This is a genomic window from Acinetobacter sp. 789_lipA (assembly GCF_058242845.1).
Window position 1 is genome coordinate 2,832,767 of record NZ_JBZAYS010000001.1, and the last position, 14,580, is coordinate 2,847,346.

A 14,580-nucleotide genomic window follows, 5' to 3' on the forward strand; every position below is an offset into this window, starting at 1 on the left:
ATCAGAATTATGTGATCAGATCTTCCTTATAGAATTAAAAGGATACAGTCGACCACTCAAAATTAAATTAAATTGGCGAGAATACAGAAGGAAAAACTGGTCTAGTGAAGTTAAAGAGATATCTACAAAAGCCGAAGCAGATTTCCGCATTCACCCGAAACTTCAAGACTTCATTCCAAGCACACATCCAAACCTAGAAGAACTATACAAAAAACTGTTTGTTTAAGTTGATTTCATCTGCTTACCATTTGCTTACCAGAATCTAAAAACAAAAAAACCACTTACGATTAATGCACGTAAGTGGTTGTTTTATATGGTGGGCCCAGACAGACTTGAACTGTCGACCAACGGATTATGAGTCCGCTGCTCTAACCAACTGAGCTATAGGCCCTATAAGATTGCAAAGCGATTATATTCAATAGCTTGGCAGTGCTGCAATACTATCTAACATTTTCCTATTGAGCAAGTATTTTTTACTTGTAGTCCTATAGTAGACGCTAGAAATTATTGTGCTATATTGCAAAGTATTGCAATTGGTAGTGATTCTAGCGATGTCATCATCCAGAGTAAAGCTCACAAAGACACTTATTGACCAACTCGAAATGACTCCTGCCATTTATCGTGACATTGAGCTTATTGGTTTTGCTATTCGTGTCAATTCAACCTGTAAAACCTATATCGTTGAAAAGAAGGTTCTTGGTAAGACAGTACGGTCTACAATTGGTCTACATGGCAATCTAACACTTGCTCAGGCGCGAGACATTGCCCGAGATAAGCTTGCTCAAATGACGCAAGGCATCAACCCAAACGAAATGAAACGCAAAGCTATTGCGGATGAAAAAGCTAAAACCGACCTATCAAGAAGCAAACCAACATTAAAAGCAGCTTTTGATAATTACTTATTCCATAAAACCTTAAAACCAAGAAGCATTAAAGATTACACCATCGTGATTGATGACTATTTAAAAGATTGGAATAATTTAAAGCTGGATGATATTTCTCGTACTATGATTCAGGCTAAACATACAGAGCTATCACAACGAAGTAAGGCTCAAGCTAATATGGCCATGCGCGTTTTTCGTGCCATTTATAATTATTCAGTTGAGCATTATCTAGATGAAAATGATAAGCCGATTCTTGATGCTCACAATCCTATTAAAACCCTAAATGCTAAAAATGCTTGGAACAAAATTAGACGACGTAAGACTTATATCAATGAGGATCAAATGCCTGATTGGATTAAAGCTGTATTTCAATATAAAGATCGTGGCCAACAATTAGAAACTAACCGCGATTTTTTACTGACTTTAGTTTTGACTGGCTTTAGACGTGAAGAATGTGAATCCCTCCCTTGGTCAAGTGTTGATTTAAAGTATGGGCGCATAACATCTATAGATCCGAAGAATGGCGAACCTCACACATTGCCAATGGGTAATTTTCTACTTGAATTAATGAAAAAGCGCTACTCACAGGCCACTACAGAATGGGTGTTCCCTTCTGCTAAATCGTCTTCGGGACATATTGTTAATATTTCCAAAGTACGACAGAAAATTAATAAATCTTGCGGAATTGAGTTTAGTTTCCATGATCTACGTCGAACATTTGGTTCTATTGCTGAAAACTTGGATTATGGTCGATACACAATTAAGCGCTTACTCAATCATAAGGAAGAAGATGACCGCGATGTAACTGCAGGTTATGTACAAGTTAGTGAAAGAAAATTACGTGAAGCAATGAATGCTATTGAGGACATTGTTTTAGGTGAATATAAATCAACTATTTTCTCAAAGATAGAAAGCTAATGGCCTACATCACCAAAGATGGTAAGTGGCTTGCATATCGAGATGCAACACAAGAAATAACTGAATATGATGATTTTTCAGATATCCAGCAGGTATATCAACCCGAATGGTTTTGGGTCGATAACAAAGATGATGCCAAAGTATTCCATGCTGAAAGTATCGCTAGTTCATTTCTAGTAAGACGACGTGGGGAGTTTTGGAAAGGTGCTAAGGTTGTTGGGAAATGAAAAAGTTAGAAATTATTTTTACAGTAATTTTAGTGATTACCATTATTTGGGGAATACAGTGGATGTTTCATGGTTTTCCAGTAAAACCTTCAAATTGAATCGTACCGGGTTTGTCGGAGAGTCAATATTCTGAGAGACTATCCCGATGACAAAATTAAAATATACCCCTGAAATCAGAGAAAGAGCGGTTCAATTATTGATTGAATCTGAAAAAGATTATCCTTCTACTTGGGCTGCAATCACAGCAATTGCGCCTAAGATCGGTTGTACTCCTGAAACACTTCGTGCCTGGCATCAAAAGCATTTAGATCAGCAAAATCCTATTAAAGTACAACAGATATCTGATCAAGAAAAAATGAAGCAAATGGAACGTGAAATTAAAGAATTAAAGCGTGCCAATGAAATTCTACGTAAAGCAGCCGCTTTTTTCGCCCAGGCGGAGCTCGACCGCCCATACAAATAATGGTGGATTTTATCCATAACAATAAAGATCGATATGGTGTTGATGCGATTTGTAGGATTTTACCGATCGTAGCTTCAACCTATTACCGAACTTTAGATCTCGCTGACAATCCAGAACATCGAGCGAAACGAGATCTACATGATGAGCATCATGCTGAACAAATTAAACGAATTTGGAAGGAAAGTTCAGGTCGATATGGTGTACGTAAAGTCTGGCAAAAATTAAAACGTGAGGGTTATGTTATTGCACGTTGTACAGTTGCTCGATTAATGAAAAAGCTAGGTATACAAGGTGTTTGGCGAGGTAAGAATAAACAAACCACCCGTAGCCGAGATGACCAAAAACGGGCAGATGATTTAGTGAAACGTAATTTTAATGCTGATCATCCAAACCAACTATGGGTGGGTGACTTTAGTGTGCCGCAGCAAGCGGCGTAAGAGATGAGGGTATGGCCCCTCGCTATCGGCTTGCAGGAGCAGGTAGCAAACCACCATAAGCGGCTTGGATCAAAAGTCCCGGTCGTGAGCGTTATGGAAAAGGCATCGTAGAGATGTCAGGTAAGAATTAGGAAGGCGAACAACAGTGAACTGCCGTTCAAGTGTCGAAAGTACTCAAATGACATCAAAACCGGGGATGGAAGTTACCCCGCGATTAGTTTGGCCGTTACCTGCTTACGGGCCATTCGGTGTCCGGCGTAGAGGCAGCGCGATCCTAATTCAGGCTCTTACGTTGAACTGCGGGAACCTTCGGTGGCGATGTCAAGCGAAAGGCACAAGCTCAAAAGGCAAGGCTGATAATAGCAATGCGTCACCAAGGGGCGGAGCAACTCGTAGTAGTGTTGAAGTTACTGTAATGGTAATGGAGCGAAGGGGTTGCATTATCCAGGTCTACGGATTTGTCAACTGTGCAAGCAGGAGGAGCAAAACTTTATGACCAAACCATTTAATATTCCTAAAGCGTTAATCTGGGAGGCATTTAAAAAAGTCAAAGAGAATGGTGGCGCTCCAGGCGTTGATCATGAATCTATTGAGCAATTCGAAAAGCATTTAAAGAACAACCTATACAAACTATGGAATCGACTTTGTTCTGGCAGTTATTTTCCACCGCCAGTTAAGGCTGTTCCGATTCCAAAGAAGTCAGGTGGCGTGCGTATACTAGGTATTCCAACAGTTGCAGATCGAGTCGCGCAAACAGCAGTTAAGCTCTTATTAGAGCCGAAAATTGATCCATTATTTCATCCAAACTCATATGGATATCGTCCGGGGCGTTCTGCCCATGATGCAATTGCGATAGTGAGGAGACGAAGTTGGGATTATGACTGGGTTGTGGAATTTGATATCAAAGGTCTCTTTGATAACATCGACCATGATTTACTCATGCGTGCACTCAAGAAACACTGTGAAATTCCATGGATTCTTTTATATGTGCAACGTTGGTTAAAAGCACCAATGCAACACATAAATGGCCATCTTTTAGAAAGGAATCGCGGCACACCACAAGGTGGTGTTGTGAGTCCTTTATTGGCGAATTTATTTATGCATTATGCTTTTGATATGTGGATTACGAAACATCTTCAAAGTGTACGGTTCTGCCGTTATGCAGATGATGGCGTAATTCATTGTCGGAGTTTATCTCAAGCCAAACTTGTTTTACAAAAGATCGATGCACGATTTCGTGAATGTGGTCTCGAATTGCATCCAGACAAGACAAAGATTGTTTATTGCCAAGATATTAATCGTCGTAAAGCATATCCCGATGTTCAATTTACTTTTCTCGGGTACACGTTTAGGCCCCGTAAGGCTGTGGACAAGTATAAAAGAGTTTATGTAAATTTCTCTCCTGCAGTCAGTCGTGATGCACTTAAAGCAATGCGACAGACTATTCGGAAATGGCATCTACATCTGATGTGTAATCGCGAATTAAGTGATTTATCTGCAATATTCAATCCAATTCTTCAAGGTTGGCAGCAATACTATGGTCGATTCCATGGTTCAGCAATGTCAGCGATCTGGCAACACATGAATGCTTATCTTATACGCTGGATGAGGCGTAAGTATAAAAACTTGGCCCGTCATAAAAGACGGGCTAGATATGCCTTAGGGCGACTTGCGCGTGATTTTCCAAATGCCTTTGTGCACTGGAAAATGGGATGTTTACCATCGGTTGGATAATGGGAGCCGGATGAGCTGAGAGGTTCATGTCCGGTTCTGCGAGGGGCTAAGGGTGAAATTCCCTTGGTCTACTCACCCGTATATTCAAACTCATTCAGGCTGGGTATATACCGCATTTGTTATTGATGTGTTCTCACGAGCAATTGTTGGATGGAAAGTATCTACACGGATGAATACAGATATGGTGCTCGATGCATTGGAGCAAGCATTGCACGATCGAGGTATGCCTAAGAATGTGATTCATCATTCCGATAGAGGTGTTCAATATCTTTCTATTCGCTATACCAATCGTTTAGAAGCTGCAAATTTACGAGCATCAGTCGGTACAACTGGTGATTCATACGATAATGCTCTGGCTGAAACGGTGAATGGCTTATACAAAACAGAGGTGATTGAATATTTAAAAGCAGATTGGCAAGGTTTAGCAGATGTACAACTTGCGACACTAAACTGGGTAGATTGGTTCAATAAAAAGCGTGTACACAGTGCACTGGGTTATGTATCGCCTTTTGAGTTTGAAGCAATGTACTATGATAAGATTAACCCGTTAGGTCAGGTGGCCTAACTTAAATAAAAAAGTCTCCGACGTACCTGGTACGGTTCAAATATTAGTAATTCGAAACCTACTGGGGATATAGTTTCCAATCTGAATGAGTTCTTAAATGATCCTGCTTTATCACAAATAATAGAAAGCTGTGTCCCTCTTTATAATGCTGATTTCAGAAAACGAAATCCTCAAGAAAAAAAACTACCAGATTTAATTACAACTTATGATTTTAGTAAAAATCAATTAATTAAAACCAACCATCGTACAAAAAAGCATGAGGCTAACTTATCAAATATAAATACTATTAATGAGTTCTTTAATGTATTAGATAGTCCAATGAGCGATCCCAAAATACTACATCAATGTTTTGGAAATTATGGTTACACACTTGATGACATGAGAAGAATTAAGAAAAAATTTAGCAATTTTGTAAACTCTAATTAATTACATATTTAACATAGTAACGCTTATATGAAAGCCCTAACTTGGAGAGCTCTTCCATTATTGCAGTGCGGTAGAAACTTATTTCTTAAAGTATGAGCGACACCCTTTAATGAACGCTTCATTTATATTCATTTCAGGATCATCCTTCTCATCATCGCATTGATCCGCACTCTTTAGGTTGTTATCACGTGCGTATTGATAGCCGTAATACTCTTCTGTGCCTTCCTCAAAGCCACCAAGTTTGTCAGGTCTCATTTGGTATTGGAAAAAGATGAATGCAGCAATGCCAATGACTGCGAGTATTGCGTTGACGATCCTAAATTGTTTTGAAATCATTTTTTATTCTTGGTTGGGTTATTATTTGTGCGATGATCATAAAGAATAAACAGGGATAAGTCTATGTGCGCAAACTTCTAAAAATTGGGAAGTGAAATATAATAACAAACATGTATATGAGTTATGAAGAGGCAACAAAAAACCATGACAGAGGGAGTGATATGTCATGGTTTGATTATTCTATTGATTCTTGAAAATAAGAGCTTTTTAAGGGCTACAAATTTCGAAGATGGACTTTATAATTTTTACATGCAGCACAAAAATAATTCTAAAAACAATAAAAAAATTTAAAATAGTCAAAATAGTATCAACAACATCATTGTGTATGATACTAGTTAAAACAATAGATACAAATAAAATAAAAACTAACATATATGATTTTAAAATGAAAAAAACAGGTTTAATATATTTTAAATCAAATAAAAAATTCAAACTTTCTTTATATATAGACATTAAATTAACTTAAAAATCTTACTACTTTTAAGGCTCTGAAAAAACATTTCAAAACTAGGGCGAATATCCTCACCTTCAAAAGTAATATATTTTAAATTTGAGTGATCTTGTAGGTCTACAATAGACTTATCAACTGTTGCTAGAATATTATATTCAGTACCAAATTGATCTTTTACGGTAACTTCTTTTTTTAACATAGATGGATCCTTAATTTAAATTATTTAGAAATTAGACCTCTTGCGAAAGTATCGTTTTGCCTAATTTTTGAATTGGCTAAAACCTTATTAAATGTAGCTTTAGGCTGTTTAAATTTTGACTAACGCAATAGGTCTATTATATAACTTGATTAAATTACTTTATAATTTAACTTAAACATCTGATTTAAAGACGTATAAAAAGTTCTTCCATCTAGGTTCAAATCAACTTCTTTACCTGATTGAAGAAGTATTCGCTTACCCACTTCTATAGTTTTTAACCCATTACGAGTATTTTGTATTTTATTTAGAGGGATGAGCGACACTATAATTTCTGTACCATTTTTTGATTTTGCAATTAAATCGTTTATTTTTAACAACTTGTATCCTATTTCTGGAGGTTTTCTCGATTTGAAAAAACTTTAAAACTAACTTTCAATTTATAAAAAGCACTGTTTAGTGCTTTTTATTACTGTCAATTATTGCCTAGATAGCAACAATATTTACAGCATTTGGTCCTTTTTGACCTTGAGCTACACTAAACTCAACCATTTGGCCTTCAAATAGTGTTTTGAAACCTGAATTAGCAATTTCGCTAAAATGGGCAAAAACATCTGGACCTGATTCTTGCTGGATAAAACCGAAACCTTTAGTTTCGTTGAACCATTTTACAGTACCTTTAACAACATTCGAGTTTGACATAATAAATCCTACTGATTTTTTAATAATTGTGAGTCATTTGATTGACTGTTTATAACTTTGAAAATAATAAATTTTGAGACTTAAAATCTGAAAAAACGAAGGATTATGATTAAAACTGCGATGCTTAAAGAAGATTTACCGAAACAAGACTTTTTTCTAGTTAACTTAACTATACACTAAAAATTAATTTAATCAAGTTTTCTTATATATATATTTATTAGCCTTATATTTTTTTATTTTTACAATAAAATTAAACCTTTATTGTAAATACAGTAAGATGTTGTTACTCTGAACCTCAGCAATATTGATAAGTAATGAATGCGATTTTATAACTCTGTAATAACAATTCTAGTTTTTTTGGTTTCGGGAATGATGATTTTTTCCCATATACAAAGCTCCTACCACCCTGCAAACTTTATTACTGCATCTATTGATAAGTAATTAAATTCAAAATCAATCAGATGCTTAAACACTTTTAGTCGTTTCAATATATTAATTAAGAACGCTTATTTCGCTCACGATAAAACTTATACCAAAGCCCCCATATAGATAGAGAGCTTTTTCAATTCACACACTGAACACAAACAGTGACATGCACCTTTGTCGAAATCGAATGCGCTGTGCAGCCTGATAGCAGGATGCACAGCATTAGGGCTTTGATCATGATAGAAACAAAGCCTTTTCTTTAGCACGACGATTAACAAGCCCTTGCATACGTTTACCGCCAGCATTCACCCATACATCGAACTGATCTGCTGCACCGCGAATATCATTGCCATTCAGCTTTTTTACTAATGTTGATTTGCTAAAAGCACCTGTCCCAATGTTGTAGGCAAGTGATACCAGTGCATCAAACTGATTTTGATTAAGCGGTATCTTCACTGCATTATTTACAGCAGCTTCAAACTTCTTCAAATCATGCGCCATGTATGCCTTGGCCTGTGCTTCAGTGCAGGTATCACCTTTCTTGACTTTAATGCCGTTCGGATAAACTGTGGTACCGAAACCAATCGTCCACACTCCCACCCCATCGTCATAGGCAGTAAGCCGCTTTCCCTCAAAACCACAGATGAGATCCACACCAAAAAGACTAACAGCCATCTGGTCGATCGCAATACCCAACATATCAGCCACTGATACATCTGTAGCTGTAGCAATCACTTGATTGGCAGCATCTACCTGTTTTTGAGTAAGTGTTCCACCACTGATCTTTCTTAAAAAATCAAAAATATGTTTCATTTTTCACTTACTCACTTAAACATTGCTTTAAAAGCTGATCGAATTTCAAAGATTAATTCACCAATGGTTTTACCACGTAACAGCTGAATCGCTTGATACCAGATGCCAATTAACAACATTCCGAAAATCGCAAAGATCAACATTACAAAGCCTTGCGTCATATGTGAATAGACATGCCAACCATAATATTCAATAAATGCTGAACCACCATACAGACTAATCGCCACACTAAACGTGAACTTCATAATCACCCCCATCGTGATTTTAATTCGTCCCTCGGTGTCGATATCCCCCGATAACCTCAGAGCAAAGATTGCCCCAACCACTGCAGCGATAATTTTAAAAAGCCATGGTAGGCCCTTGATGCTTAACGGGTCATTCATAGACCACTCCTAATTTTTTGGCAATAAAAAAGCGCTCAATGAGCGCCATATACTTTTTAAAAACTTAAACTTCGATTTGAATCACTTCACCCAATGGTGCGAGTCGTTTAATCTCACCATCAGATACAAATACTGTTGCTCCAAGGTTGTAACGTGTTGAACTGGTCACCAGATTTAAACCCGATCCACCCACCACCAACACTTTGTAATTGGGATGGTCCACGCTGGTAATGGTTCCTACAAATTCTGCAGCCGCAGGAAGTAAATCAATTAAACGCTGTAATGCATTACTCACGATTGACACGCTCCACTTTTACGGTTTGATTGACCACTGCATGGCTGAAAGAAACGCTGACACTGTCCACAATGCCCCACCACTCCGCATTAAAGGCAAGCACTTCTCCTGGTACACATTCACCTACCTCAGGCGAAATCGGCATGCTATAGGTATGGGTTTCGACCATTCCTGCTTTGGCAAGTTTGGCTTTACCATATGCCCCCATGCTGACATGGTTAAACATTGGATTGTTTTCAGGCTGAAGTAGGGTATCAGCACTGGTTCCAGTGCGTTTCACTTGGGCGACCAACGCCTTTCGATCATTGGTCAGCGTGATGCCGTTGTAATCAGGATAGATTTGATAATCGGTGGACTGACTTACCACCGCGGACTCAGGCAACAAGCGATCATATTCAGCGATCGACAACACATCCCAAAAGGTCTTTTTGTAAATAGGCTTGATCGTCAGGGTATTGCTGCCCTTTTCGCTATAAATAAACCCACCGCCACTTTCAACCACCATCTTGATGGCATCGATCGGTGCTAAATTGGAATAGCTTAAGCATTCACGTTCAACGATCCAGCCCAGTGCATCGATCAACTGCCAATTCAGTACCGTATCGCTAAACACACGATCCAGTTCCGCCTGACACAACTGGACTGAGGTTCGATCGTTCTCTTGTAAGAATGAGCGTAAAGGCGCAGTCGGTGCAGCAAGCAGCGCGGTTTGACTGCGTCCAATTAAGGTGTAGGTATCTTGGGCGAACTTACGAGAACGTCTGCGGTTCTCAAGCAACATTTGATGCTCGATACCATTCACGATAATCTTTAAAATCACAGGTTGGCCATTGATCGGTTCAAGTTTGCCAATCTCAGATGCCGGTACGGTCAAACTATAGGACCAACACCAGCAGCTGCGATCGGTACTGTAATTCCCGTCATAGACTTCAATCGCTACGCCATTGTCTTGGCGTGTCACAGATAAACTATTCAATATGTACCACCAATTACGATTTGGTATGCCAGGGATGCAATCATCTGCACCGAAGTTGAGTTCAACATTGTGCACATCCAGCTCATCACACAAGCAAACAAACTCTAGATCACCCGTACCCTCATATTGAGGAATTTCAGGCTCTGGCCATGGTTGAACGGGATGCTTGCGATAATGGATAGATTTGGCTTTATCCCAAGGGATCTCATCTTGTGTGACCAGCTCCAGTCCTTTATCCCAATCGAAGCTGAATCGCTTTTCAAACACATGCGCGACTTGGTGTGAAAATGAGATATTGCGCCGCTTTCGGATCATCTCCTGAAGCGTCAATTCACGGTTCAATCGAAGCTTGATCGACTCATCAAAGTACAAATCACGTGCAATGCGAATTATGAGATTTTCTTGCCAGCGCACACTTTGGTTACGACTGAGATTCGCGCCCTGGTCAAACGCCGCATGGATGGATTCAGATAAAGTCCTTCCATGCTGAAAGCCAATATCATTACCATGGTTGATCACCAACCCACGATCGTAAAAAAAGGTGTCATTTGACACCCTAAGTACTGGTTTCGCCCATGGTATTTCCGTTGATCCAAGCTGAGTGATTGCACACTCAAAGACAGTACTAAATCTCAGTTCAACGCCGAGCTGATGGTTGATATCAAATAAGGCATCAAAGGCGGGATTGAATGACGTATTGATCACTGCATCAAGTGCACAATACGCATTAATCCCCACCACGTTCAGCTCAGGGGTAAATCCTGTATGGATCGTGGCTTCAAGCTGTGCGGTTTGCCCTGTTACAGCATGAAACCTGGCATTAAATGAGACATCAACTTCTGCTTCAAGTGCATTAAAGTCGAAACTCTGCGCCTGAATCAGTGCTAAAAATGAAGTATCAATCGTGGCTTCTAGTGATGCGAGATTTTGTTCATCTGCACCAAGGTTAAGATCGGCAGATCCCGTTACAATGTCTTTAAAATTAAGATTTACAAGAAGTGCATCAGGTGGAATATAGTTCGCCACATGTCCACCTCTTTTATGTAGATGGTTTGAGAATTAAAGAATTCATCATTAGGGTGCTACCTAAGACCAGTTCAGGATTGGCCAACTCTATATCCGTACCCACGGTAAAGTCAGCAACAGCTTCACCAGCACCATTGAGTAAGCGTGCCCAAGTTGCTATACCCGCTTTCGTTACGGTCGCAGCATCAGTCTGATTGAGCTCAATACGGTCAACATGCATGGTCTTTAAACAAGGCTTGGGCAATGTCAGAATCACCAGTTTTGCAGCGTTATTGGCTGCAACTGACACCGAAGCAGGTTTTGCATCATCATAAAAAACAAAGGAAGCATTTGAGCTTCCTTGATCGAGATATGCTGCCAGCGCTTGAAGTTGCGCAAGACTGGCTTTTAAAGAGGGTTGAATCATTTGGCCACCAGTTTGTCAGAGATTACAGCGTTATATTGCCCATTCGGATCAAAAGCCACTACAAAGCACTCAAGCCCTACGGCAATGTTTCTAAATGCATAAGAGCCATCAGCTTTTGAGGTTGTTTCCCACAGTAATTCACGAGTTGAGCGCTTAAAACAACATACTGGCACTGGAGAGTAATTTACCCCAACTTTCTTTGTAGTACCTTTAATTTGCCCAAAACCTTGATTTGTGGTCTTAACATTAATAAAAGGTCTTAAATTTCTAACAAAAAGATAACCCATGCCAGTCAATTTGGCTTGATTTGGTGTGTAACCCCCATGAAAAGCTCTAAAAATTTTAATCAATCTTTATCTCCTCAACTGGAAACGCAAGATACTGACAGTTTTGTGCCCCAGTATTGGATGCAATGTGATGAATAATGCACTTATTATTTAGGTCAATATCGTAAGTATGGAGTGGTGTTTGCGTTCTATCAGTAGATGGCGCATTTACATCATTTGCATACATGCATTCATACATACCGCCATTTATAAAACCCAAATGTTGGCGAGAGCTGTGTTCATAAATAGCGATAGGTCTAGCTGTTGTAGTGTTGAAAGCTTCAATTGTAGCAGGGAGGTAGGATTGATTGGCTTTGGCGGTGGTAAAAATAAATGGAGGAAAGTTGCTGCCATTCATAGCATCAAAAGCTACACTGATTTTTCCCAAATAAGCAAAAGTTGTATAACTGAGTCCTTTGGTATTATAACCGCTACCTCCTGCATTGCGAACAAACCCAAGTATTACAGGCAGTTTAAGATTGTCGTATGGCGTAATAACTGGAAGAAAGCCATTCACTGTCCCAGCTGATAAAACTGAGGCCATATTACTAAGAATTACAAAATGATACTTACTACCCAGGATACAGCCTCTACCAAACTCCGAATACCCCTGCGTGTAGGTATAGTTATTAAAGGTAGCATTATTGCTATACTGAAATTCCCACTTTAGATGATCATTAACAGTATGAATCGTACCGGGTTTGTCGGAGAGTCAATATTCTGAGAGACTATCCCGATGACAAAATTAAAATATACCCCTGAAATCAGAGAAAGAGCGGTTCAATTATTGATTGAATCTGAAAAAGATTATCCTTCTACTTGGGCTGCAATCACAGCAATTGCGCCTAAGATCGGTTGTACTCCTGAAACACTTCGTGCCTGGCATCAAAAGCATTTAGATCAGCAAAATCCTATTAAAGTACAACAGATATCTGATCAAGAAAAAATGAAGCAAATGGAACGTGAAATTAAAGAATTAAAGCGTGCCAATGAAATTCTACGTAAAGCAGCCGCTTTTTTCGCCCAGGCGGAGCTCGACCGCCCATACAAATAATGGTGGATTTTATCCATAACAATAAAGATCGATATGGTGTTGATGCGATTTGTAGGATTTTACCGATCGTAGCTTCAACCTATTACCGAACTTTAGATCTCGCTGACAATCCAGAACATCGAGCGAAACGAGATCTACATGATGAGCATCATGCTGAACAAATTAAACGAATTTGGAAGGAAAGTTCAGGTCGATATGGTGTACGTAAAGTCTGGCAAAAATTAAAACGTGAGGGTTATGTTATTGCACGTTGTACAGTTGCTCGATTAATGAAAAAGCTAGGTATACAAGGTGTTTGGCGAGGTAAGAATAAACAAACCACCCGTAGCCGAGATGACCAAAAACGGGCAGATGATTTAGTGAAACGTAATTTTAATGCTGATCATCCAAACCAACTATGGGTGGGTGACTTTACGTATATTCAAACTCATTCAGGCTGGGTATATACCGCATTTGTTATTGATGTGTTCTCACGAGCAATTGTTGGATGGAAAGTATCTACACGGATGAATACAGATATGGTGCTCGATGCATTGGAGCAAGCATTGCACGATCGAGGTATGCCTAAGAATGTGATTCATCATTCCGATAGAGGTGTTCAATATCTTTCTATTCGCTATACCAATCGTTTAGAAGCTGCAAATTTACGAGCATCAGTCGGTACAACTGGTGATTCATACGATAATGCTCTGGCTGAAACGGTGAATGGCTTATACAAAACAGAGGTGATTGAATATTTAAAAGCAGATTGGCAAGGTTTAGCAGATGTACAACTTGCGACACTAAACTGGGTAGATTGGTTCAATAAAAAGCGTGTACACAGTGCACTGGGTTATGTATCGCCTTTTGAGTTTGAAGCAATGTACTATGATAAGATTAACCCGTTAGGTCAGGTGGCCTAACTTAAATAAAAAAGTCTCCGACGTACCTGGTACGGTTCAGTAGGGTTATTGCGAGTCAAATCATAAGACTCTTGATCAGTAATAACACCCGTAGCAATATCAGCGTGCGCCCCAATGCAAACAGAGACGGTATTTCTATTTGTGAAAGCGGTTGTAAATACCAGTCGCAAAAATAGATCACTTTCATCAAGTGCTTTAAATTTATAGAGCTGAACAGGATTTTGCTCATATACAAGTTGATACCCAAGCGAAGCAACCTTAGTTGTGAAATTGCCTGCAATTAATGCTGGCGCACCATCAATCGTCATTGTGACTGTATTCTCAGTCACACTATCAATAACAAACTCACCACCATTGATGCTTAAAAGCTCAGGTGCATTGACTTTTAAAACACGATCTGCAACATAGCCGTGTGATACACCATAACTTAATGTAACCTGATTGCCAGTTATCGCCACGCTTGAAACAGTCTGCTCGTTATAGCCTAGTGCCAACATCTTCTTAAAACGATCTGGAAATAGGTTTTTTGAACCCGCACAAAAGTCTAAACCTACATCCGAAAAGTCAAATAATTTAGTTTGTGTCTGCTTCATTGCCATTTTTATTTACTCATAAAAAAGACCGCATAAGGCGG

The 14,580-nt window shown here is 39.1% G+C and carries 16 protein-coding genes, 1 tRNA gene, 2 pseudogenes and 2 other annotated features; of the genes and pseudogenes, 6 read left to right on the forward strand and 13 right to left on the reverse strand.

Translation table 11 applies throughout. The annotated features are described in order from the left end of the window. Window positions 1-314: 314 nt before the first annotated feature. Window positions 315-391 (reverse strand) — tRNA-Ile (locus AC4CUZ_RS13840). Between the two features lie 160 nt (window positions 392-551). Between AC4CUZ_RS13840 and AC4CUZ_RS13845 the strand changes: the two genes are divergently transcribed. From AC4CUZ_RS13845 to AC4CUZ_RS13865, 5 genes and pseudogenes are all read left to right on the forward strand, one after another. Further along, window positions 552-1,802, forward strand: a complete 1,251-nt coding sequence (locus AC4CUZ_RS13845) for a site-specific integrase (protein ID WP_026056451.1) — start codon at window positions 552-554, stop codon at window positions 1,800-1,802. Beyond that, window positions 1,802-2,029, forward strand: a complete 228-nt coding sequence (locus AC4CUZ_RS13850; protein ID WP_004693368.1) for a hypothetical protein — start codon at window positions 1,802-1,804, stop codon at window positions 2,027-2,029. The genes AC4CUZ_RS13845 and AC4CUZ_RS13850 overlap by 1 nt, the downstream gene beginning before the upstream one ends. A gap of 145 nt (window positions 2,030-2,174) precedes the next feature. Next, window positions 2,175-2,917, forward strand: a pseudogene (locus AC4CUZ_RS13855) (IS3 family transposase); the annotation flags it as partial. Next, window positions 2,450-2,566 (forward strand) — a sequence feature (AL1L pseudoknot). (Overlaps the previous pseudogene by 117 nt.) Before the next feature lie 504 nt (window positions 2,918-3,421). Next, window positions 3,422-4,663 (forward strand): group II intron reverse transcriptase/maturase, encoded by a 1,242-nt coding sequence (gene ltrA, locus AC4CUZ_RS13860; RefSeq protein WP_004826931.1) that lies wholly within the window; start codon window positions 3,422-3,424, stop codon window positions 4,661-4,663. A 79-nt stretch (window positions 4,664-4,742) separates the two neighbouring features. Then, window positions 4,743-5,228, forward strand: a pseudogene (locus AC4CUZ_RS13865) (IS3 family transposase); the annotation flags it as partial. Between the two features lie 504 nt (window positions 5,229-5,732). Here AC4CUZ_RS13865 and AC4CUZ_RS13870 read toward each other — a convergent pair. The 11 genes from AC4CUZ_RS13870 to AC4CUZ_RS13920 all read right to left on the reverse strand — a co-directional run bounded on the left by AC4CUZ_RS13870 (window position 5,733) and on the right by AC4CUZ_RS13920 (window position 12,534). Next, window positions 5,733-5,990 carry a hypothetical protein gene (locus AC4CUZ_RS13870; RefSeq protein WP_490747795.1) on the reverse strand — a complete coding sequence of 86 codons (258 nt, stop codon included), beginning with the start codon at window positions 5,988-5,990 and terminating at the stop codon, window positions 5,733-5,735. A gap of 452 nt (window positions 5,991-6,442) precedes the next feature. Continuing rightward, window positions 6,443-6,640, reverse strand: a complete 198-nt coding sequence (locus AC4CUZ_RS13875; protein ID WP_490747796.1) for a hypothetical protein — start codon at window positions 6,638-6,640, stop codon at window positions 6,443-6,445. 149 nt (window positions 6,641-6,789) lie between these two features. After that, on the reverse strand, window positions 6,790-7,017 hold the full coding sequence (locus tag AC4CUZ_RS13880; protein ID WP_004693379.1) for a hypothetical protein: 228 nt from the start codon (window positions 7,015-7,017) through the stop codon (window positions 6,790-6,792). Between the two features lie 106 nt (window positions 7,018-7,123). Then, entirely contained in the window at window positions 7,124-7,339 is a 216-nt protein-coding gene (locus tag AC4CUZ_RS13885) for a cold-shock protein (protein WP_004693381.1), read from the reverse strand. 660 nt (window positions 7,340-7,999) lie between these two features. Beyond that, complete coding sequence (locus AC4CUZ_RS13890; RefSeq protein WP_490747797.1) at window positions 8,000-8,578, reverse strand: lysozyme; 579 nt, start codon at window positions 8,576-8,578, stop codon at window positions 8,000-8,002. Between the two features lie 11 nt (window positions 8,579-8,589). Further along, window positions 8,590-8,961, reverse strand: coding sequence for a hypothetical protein (locus tag AC4CUZ_RS13895; protein ID WP_490747798.1), 372 nt, complete (start codon window positions 8,959-8,961; stop codon window positions 8,590-8,592). Window positions 8,962-9,025: 64 nt separating this feature from the next. Then, window positions 9,026-9,256 (reverse strand): hypothetical protein, encoded by a 231-nt coding sequence (locus AC4CUZ_RS13900; protein WP_004693692.1) that lies wholly within the window; start codon window positions 9,254-9,256, stop codon window positions 9,026-9,028. Further along, the gene (locus AC4CUZ_RS13905) at window positions 9,249-11,258 is read right to left on the reverse strand and encodes a hypothetical protein (RefSeq protein WP_490747799.1); all 2,010 of its coding nucleotides are present in this window, start codon (window positions 11,256-11,258) and stop codon (window positions 9,249-9,251) included. The genes AC4CUZ_RS13900 and AC4CUZ_RS13905 overlap by 8 nt, the downstream gene beginning before the upstream one ends. 13 nt (window positions 11,259-11,271) lie before the next feature. Beyond that, complete coding sequence (locus AC4CUZ_RS13910) at window positions 11,272-11,664, reverse strand: hypothetical protein (protein ID WP_490747800.1); 393 nt, start codon at window positions 11,662-11,664, stop codon at window positions 11,272-11,274. Next, window positions 11,661-12,014, reverse strand: coding sequence for a carboxypeptidase regulatory-like domain-containing protein (locus AC4CUZ_RS13915; RefSeq protein ID WP_490747802.1), 354 nt, complete (start codon window positions 12,012-12,014; stop codon window positions 11,661-11,663). Before AC4CUZ_RS13915 ends, AC4CUZ_RS13910 begins: the two co-directional genes overlap by 4 nt. Beyond that, window positions 12,007-12,534 carry a hypothetical protein gene (locus tag AC4CUZ_RS13920; RefSeq protein WP_490747803.1) on the reverse strand — a complete coding sequence of 176 codons (528 nt, stop codon included), beginning with the start codon at window positions 12,532-12,534 and terminating at the stop codon, window positions 12,007-12,009. The genes AC4CUZ_RS13915 and AC4CUZ_RS13920 overlap by 8 nt, the downstream gene beginning before the upstream one ends. Before the next feature lie 192 nt (window positions 12,535-12,726). Here AC4CUZ_RS13920 and AC4CUZ_RS13925 point away from each other — a divergent pair. Beyond that, window positions 12,727-13,946, forward strand: a protein-coding gene (locus tag AC4CUZ_RS13925) for an IS3 family transposase (RefSeq protein WP_490747804.1) whose coding sequence is annotated in 2 segments (ribosomal slippage) — window positions 12,727-13,003 and window positions 13,003-13,946 — 1,221 coding nt in all. Because the reading frame shifts where the segments join, the coding sequence is not laid out codon by codon here. Continuing rightward, window positions 13,002-13,118: a sequence feature (AL1L pseudoknot), on the forward strand. It overlaps the preceding gene by 117 nt. Here AC4CUZ_RS13925 and AC4CUZ_RS13930 read toward each other — a convergent pair. Beyond that, window positions 13,943-14,545 (reverse strand): hypothetical protein, encoded by a 603-nt coding sequence (locus AC4CUZ_RS13930; RefSeq protein WP_490747805.1) that lies wholly within the window; start codon window positions 14,543-14,545, stop codon window positions 13,943-13,945. The two genes, AC4CUZ_RS13925 and AC4CUZ_RS13930, sit on opposite strands and share 4 nt — an antisense overlap. Window positions 14,546-14,580 lie beyond the last annotated feature (35 nt).

Coding starts and splice junctions, on each gene's coding strand:
- AC4CUZ_RS13845 (WP_026056451.1), top strand. CDS start 552: ATGTCATCATCCAGAGTAAAGCTCACAAAGACACTTATTGACCAACTC.
- AC4CUZ_RS13850 (WP_004693368.1), top strand. CDS start 1,802: ATGGCCTACATCACCAAAGATGGTAAGTGGCTTGCATATCGAGATGCA.
- ltrA (WP_004826931.1), top strand. CDS start 3,422: ATGACCAAACCATTTAATATTCCTAAAGCGTTAATCTGGGAGGCATTT.
- AC4CUZ_RS13870 (WP_490747795.1), bottom strand. CDS start 5,990: ATGATTTCAAAACAATTTAGGATCGTCAACGCAATACTCGCAGTCATT.
- AC4CUZ_RS13875 (WP_490747796.1), bottom strand. CDS start 6,640: ATGTTAAAAAAAGAAGTTACCGTAAAAGATCAATTTGGTACTGAATAT.
- AC4CUZ_RS13885 (WP_004693381.1), bottom strand. CDS start 7,339: ATGTCAAACTCGAATGTTGTTAAAGGTACTGTAAAATGGTTCAACGAA.
- AC4CUZ_RS13890 (WP_490747797.1), bottom strand. CDS start 8,578: ATGAAACATATTTTTGATTTTTTAAGAAAGATCAGTGGTGGAACACTT.
- AC4CUZ_RS13895 (WP_490747798.1), bottom strand. CDS start 8,961: ATGAATGACCCGTTAAGCATCAAGGGCCTACCATGGCTTTTTAAAATT.
- AC4CUZ_RS13910 (WP_490747800.1), bottom strand. CDS start 11,664: ATGATTCAACCCTCTTTAAAAGCCAGTCTTGCGCAACTTCAAGCGCTG.
- AC4CUZ_RS13920 (WP_490747803.1), bottom strand. CDS start 12,534: ATGGCCTCAGTTTTATCAGCTGGGACAGTGAATGGCTTTCTTCCAGTT.
- AC4CUZ_RS13930 (WP_490747805.1), bottom strand. CDS start 14,545: ATGGCAATGAAGCAGACACAAACTAAATTATTTGACTTTTCGGATGTA.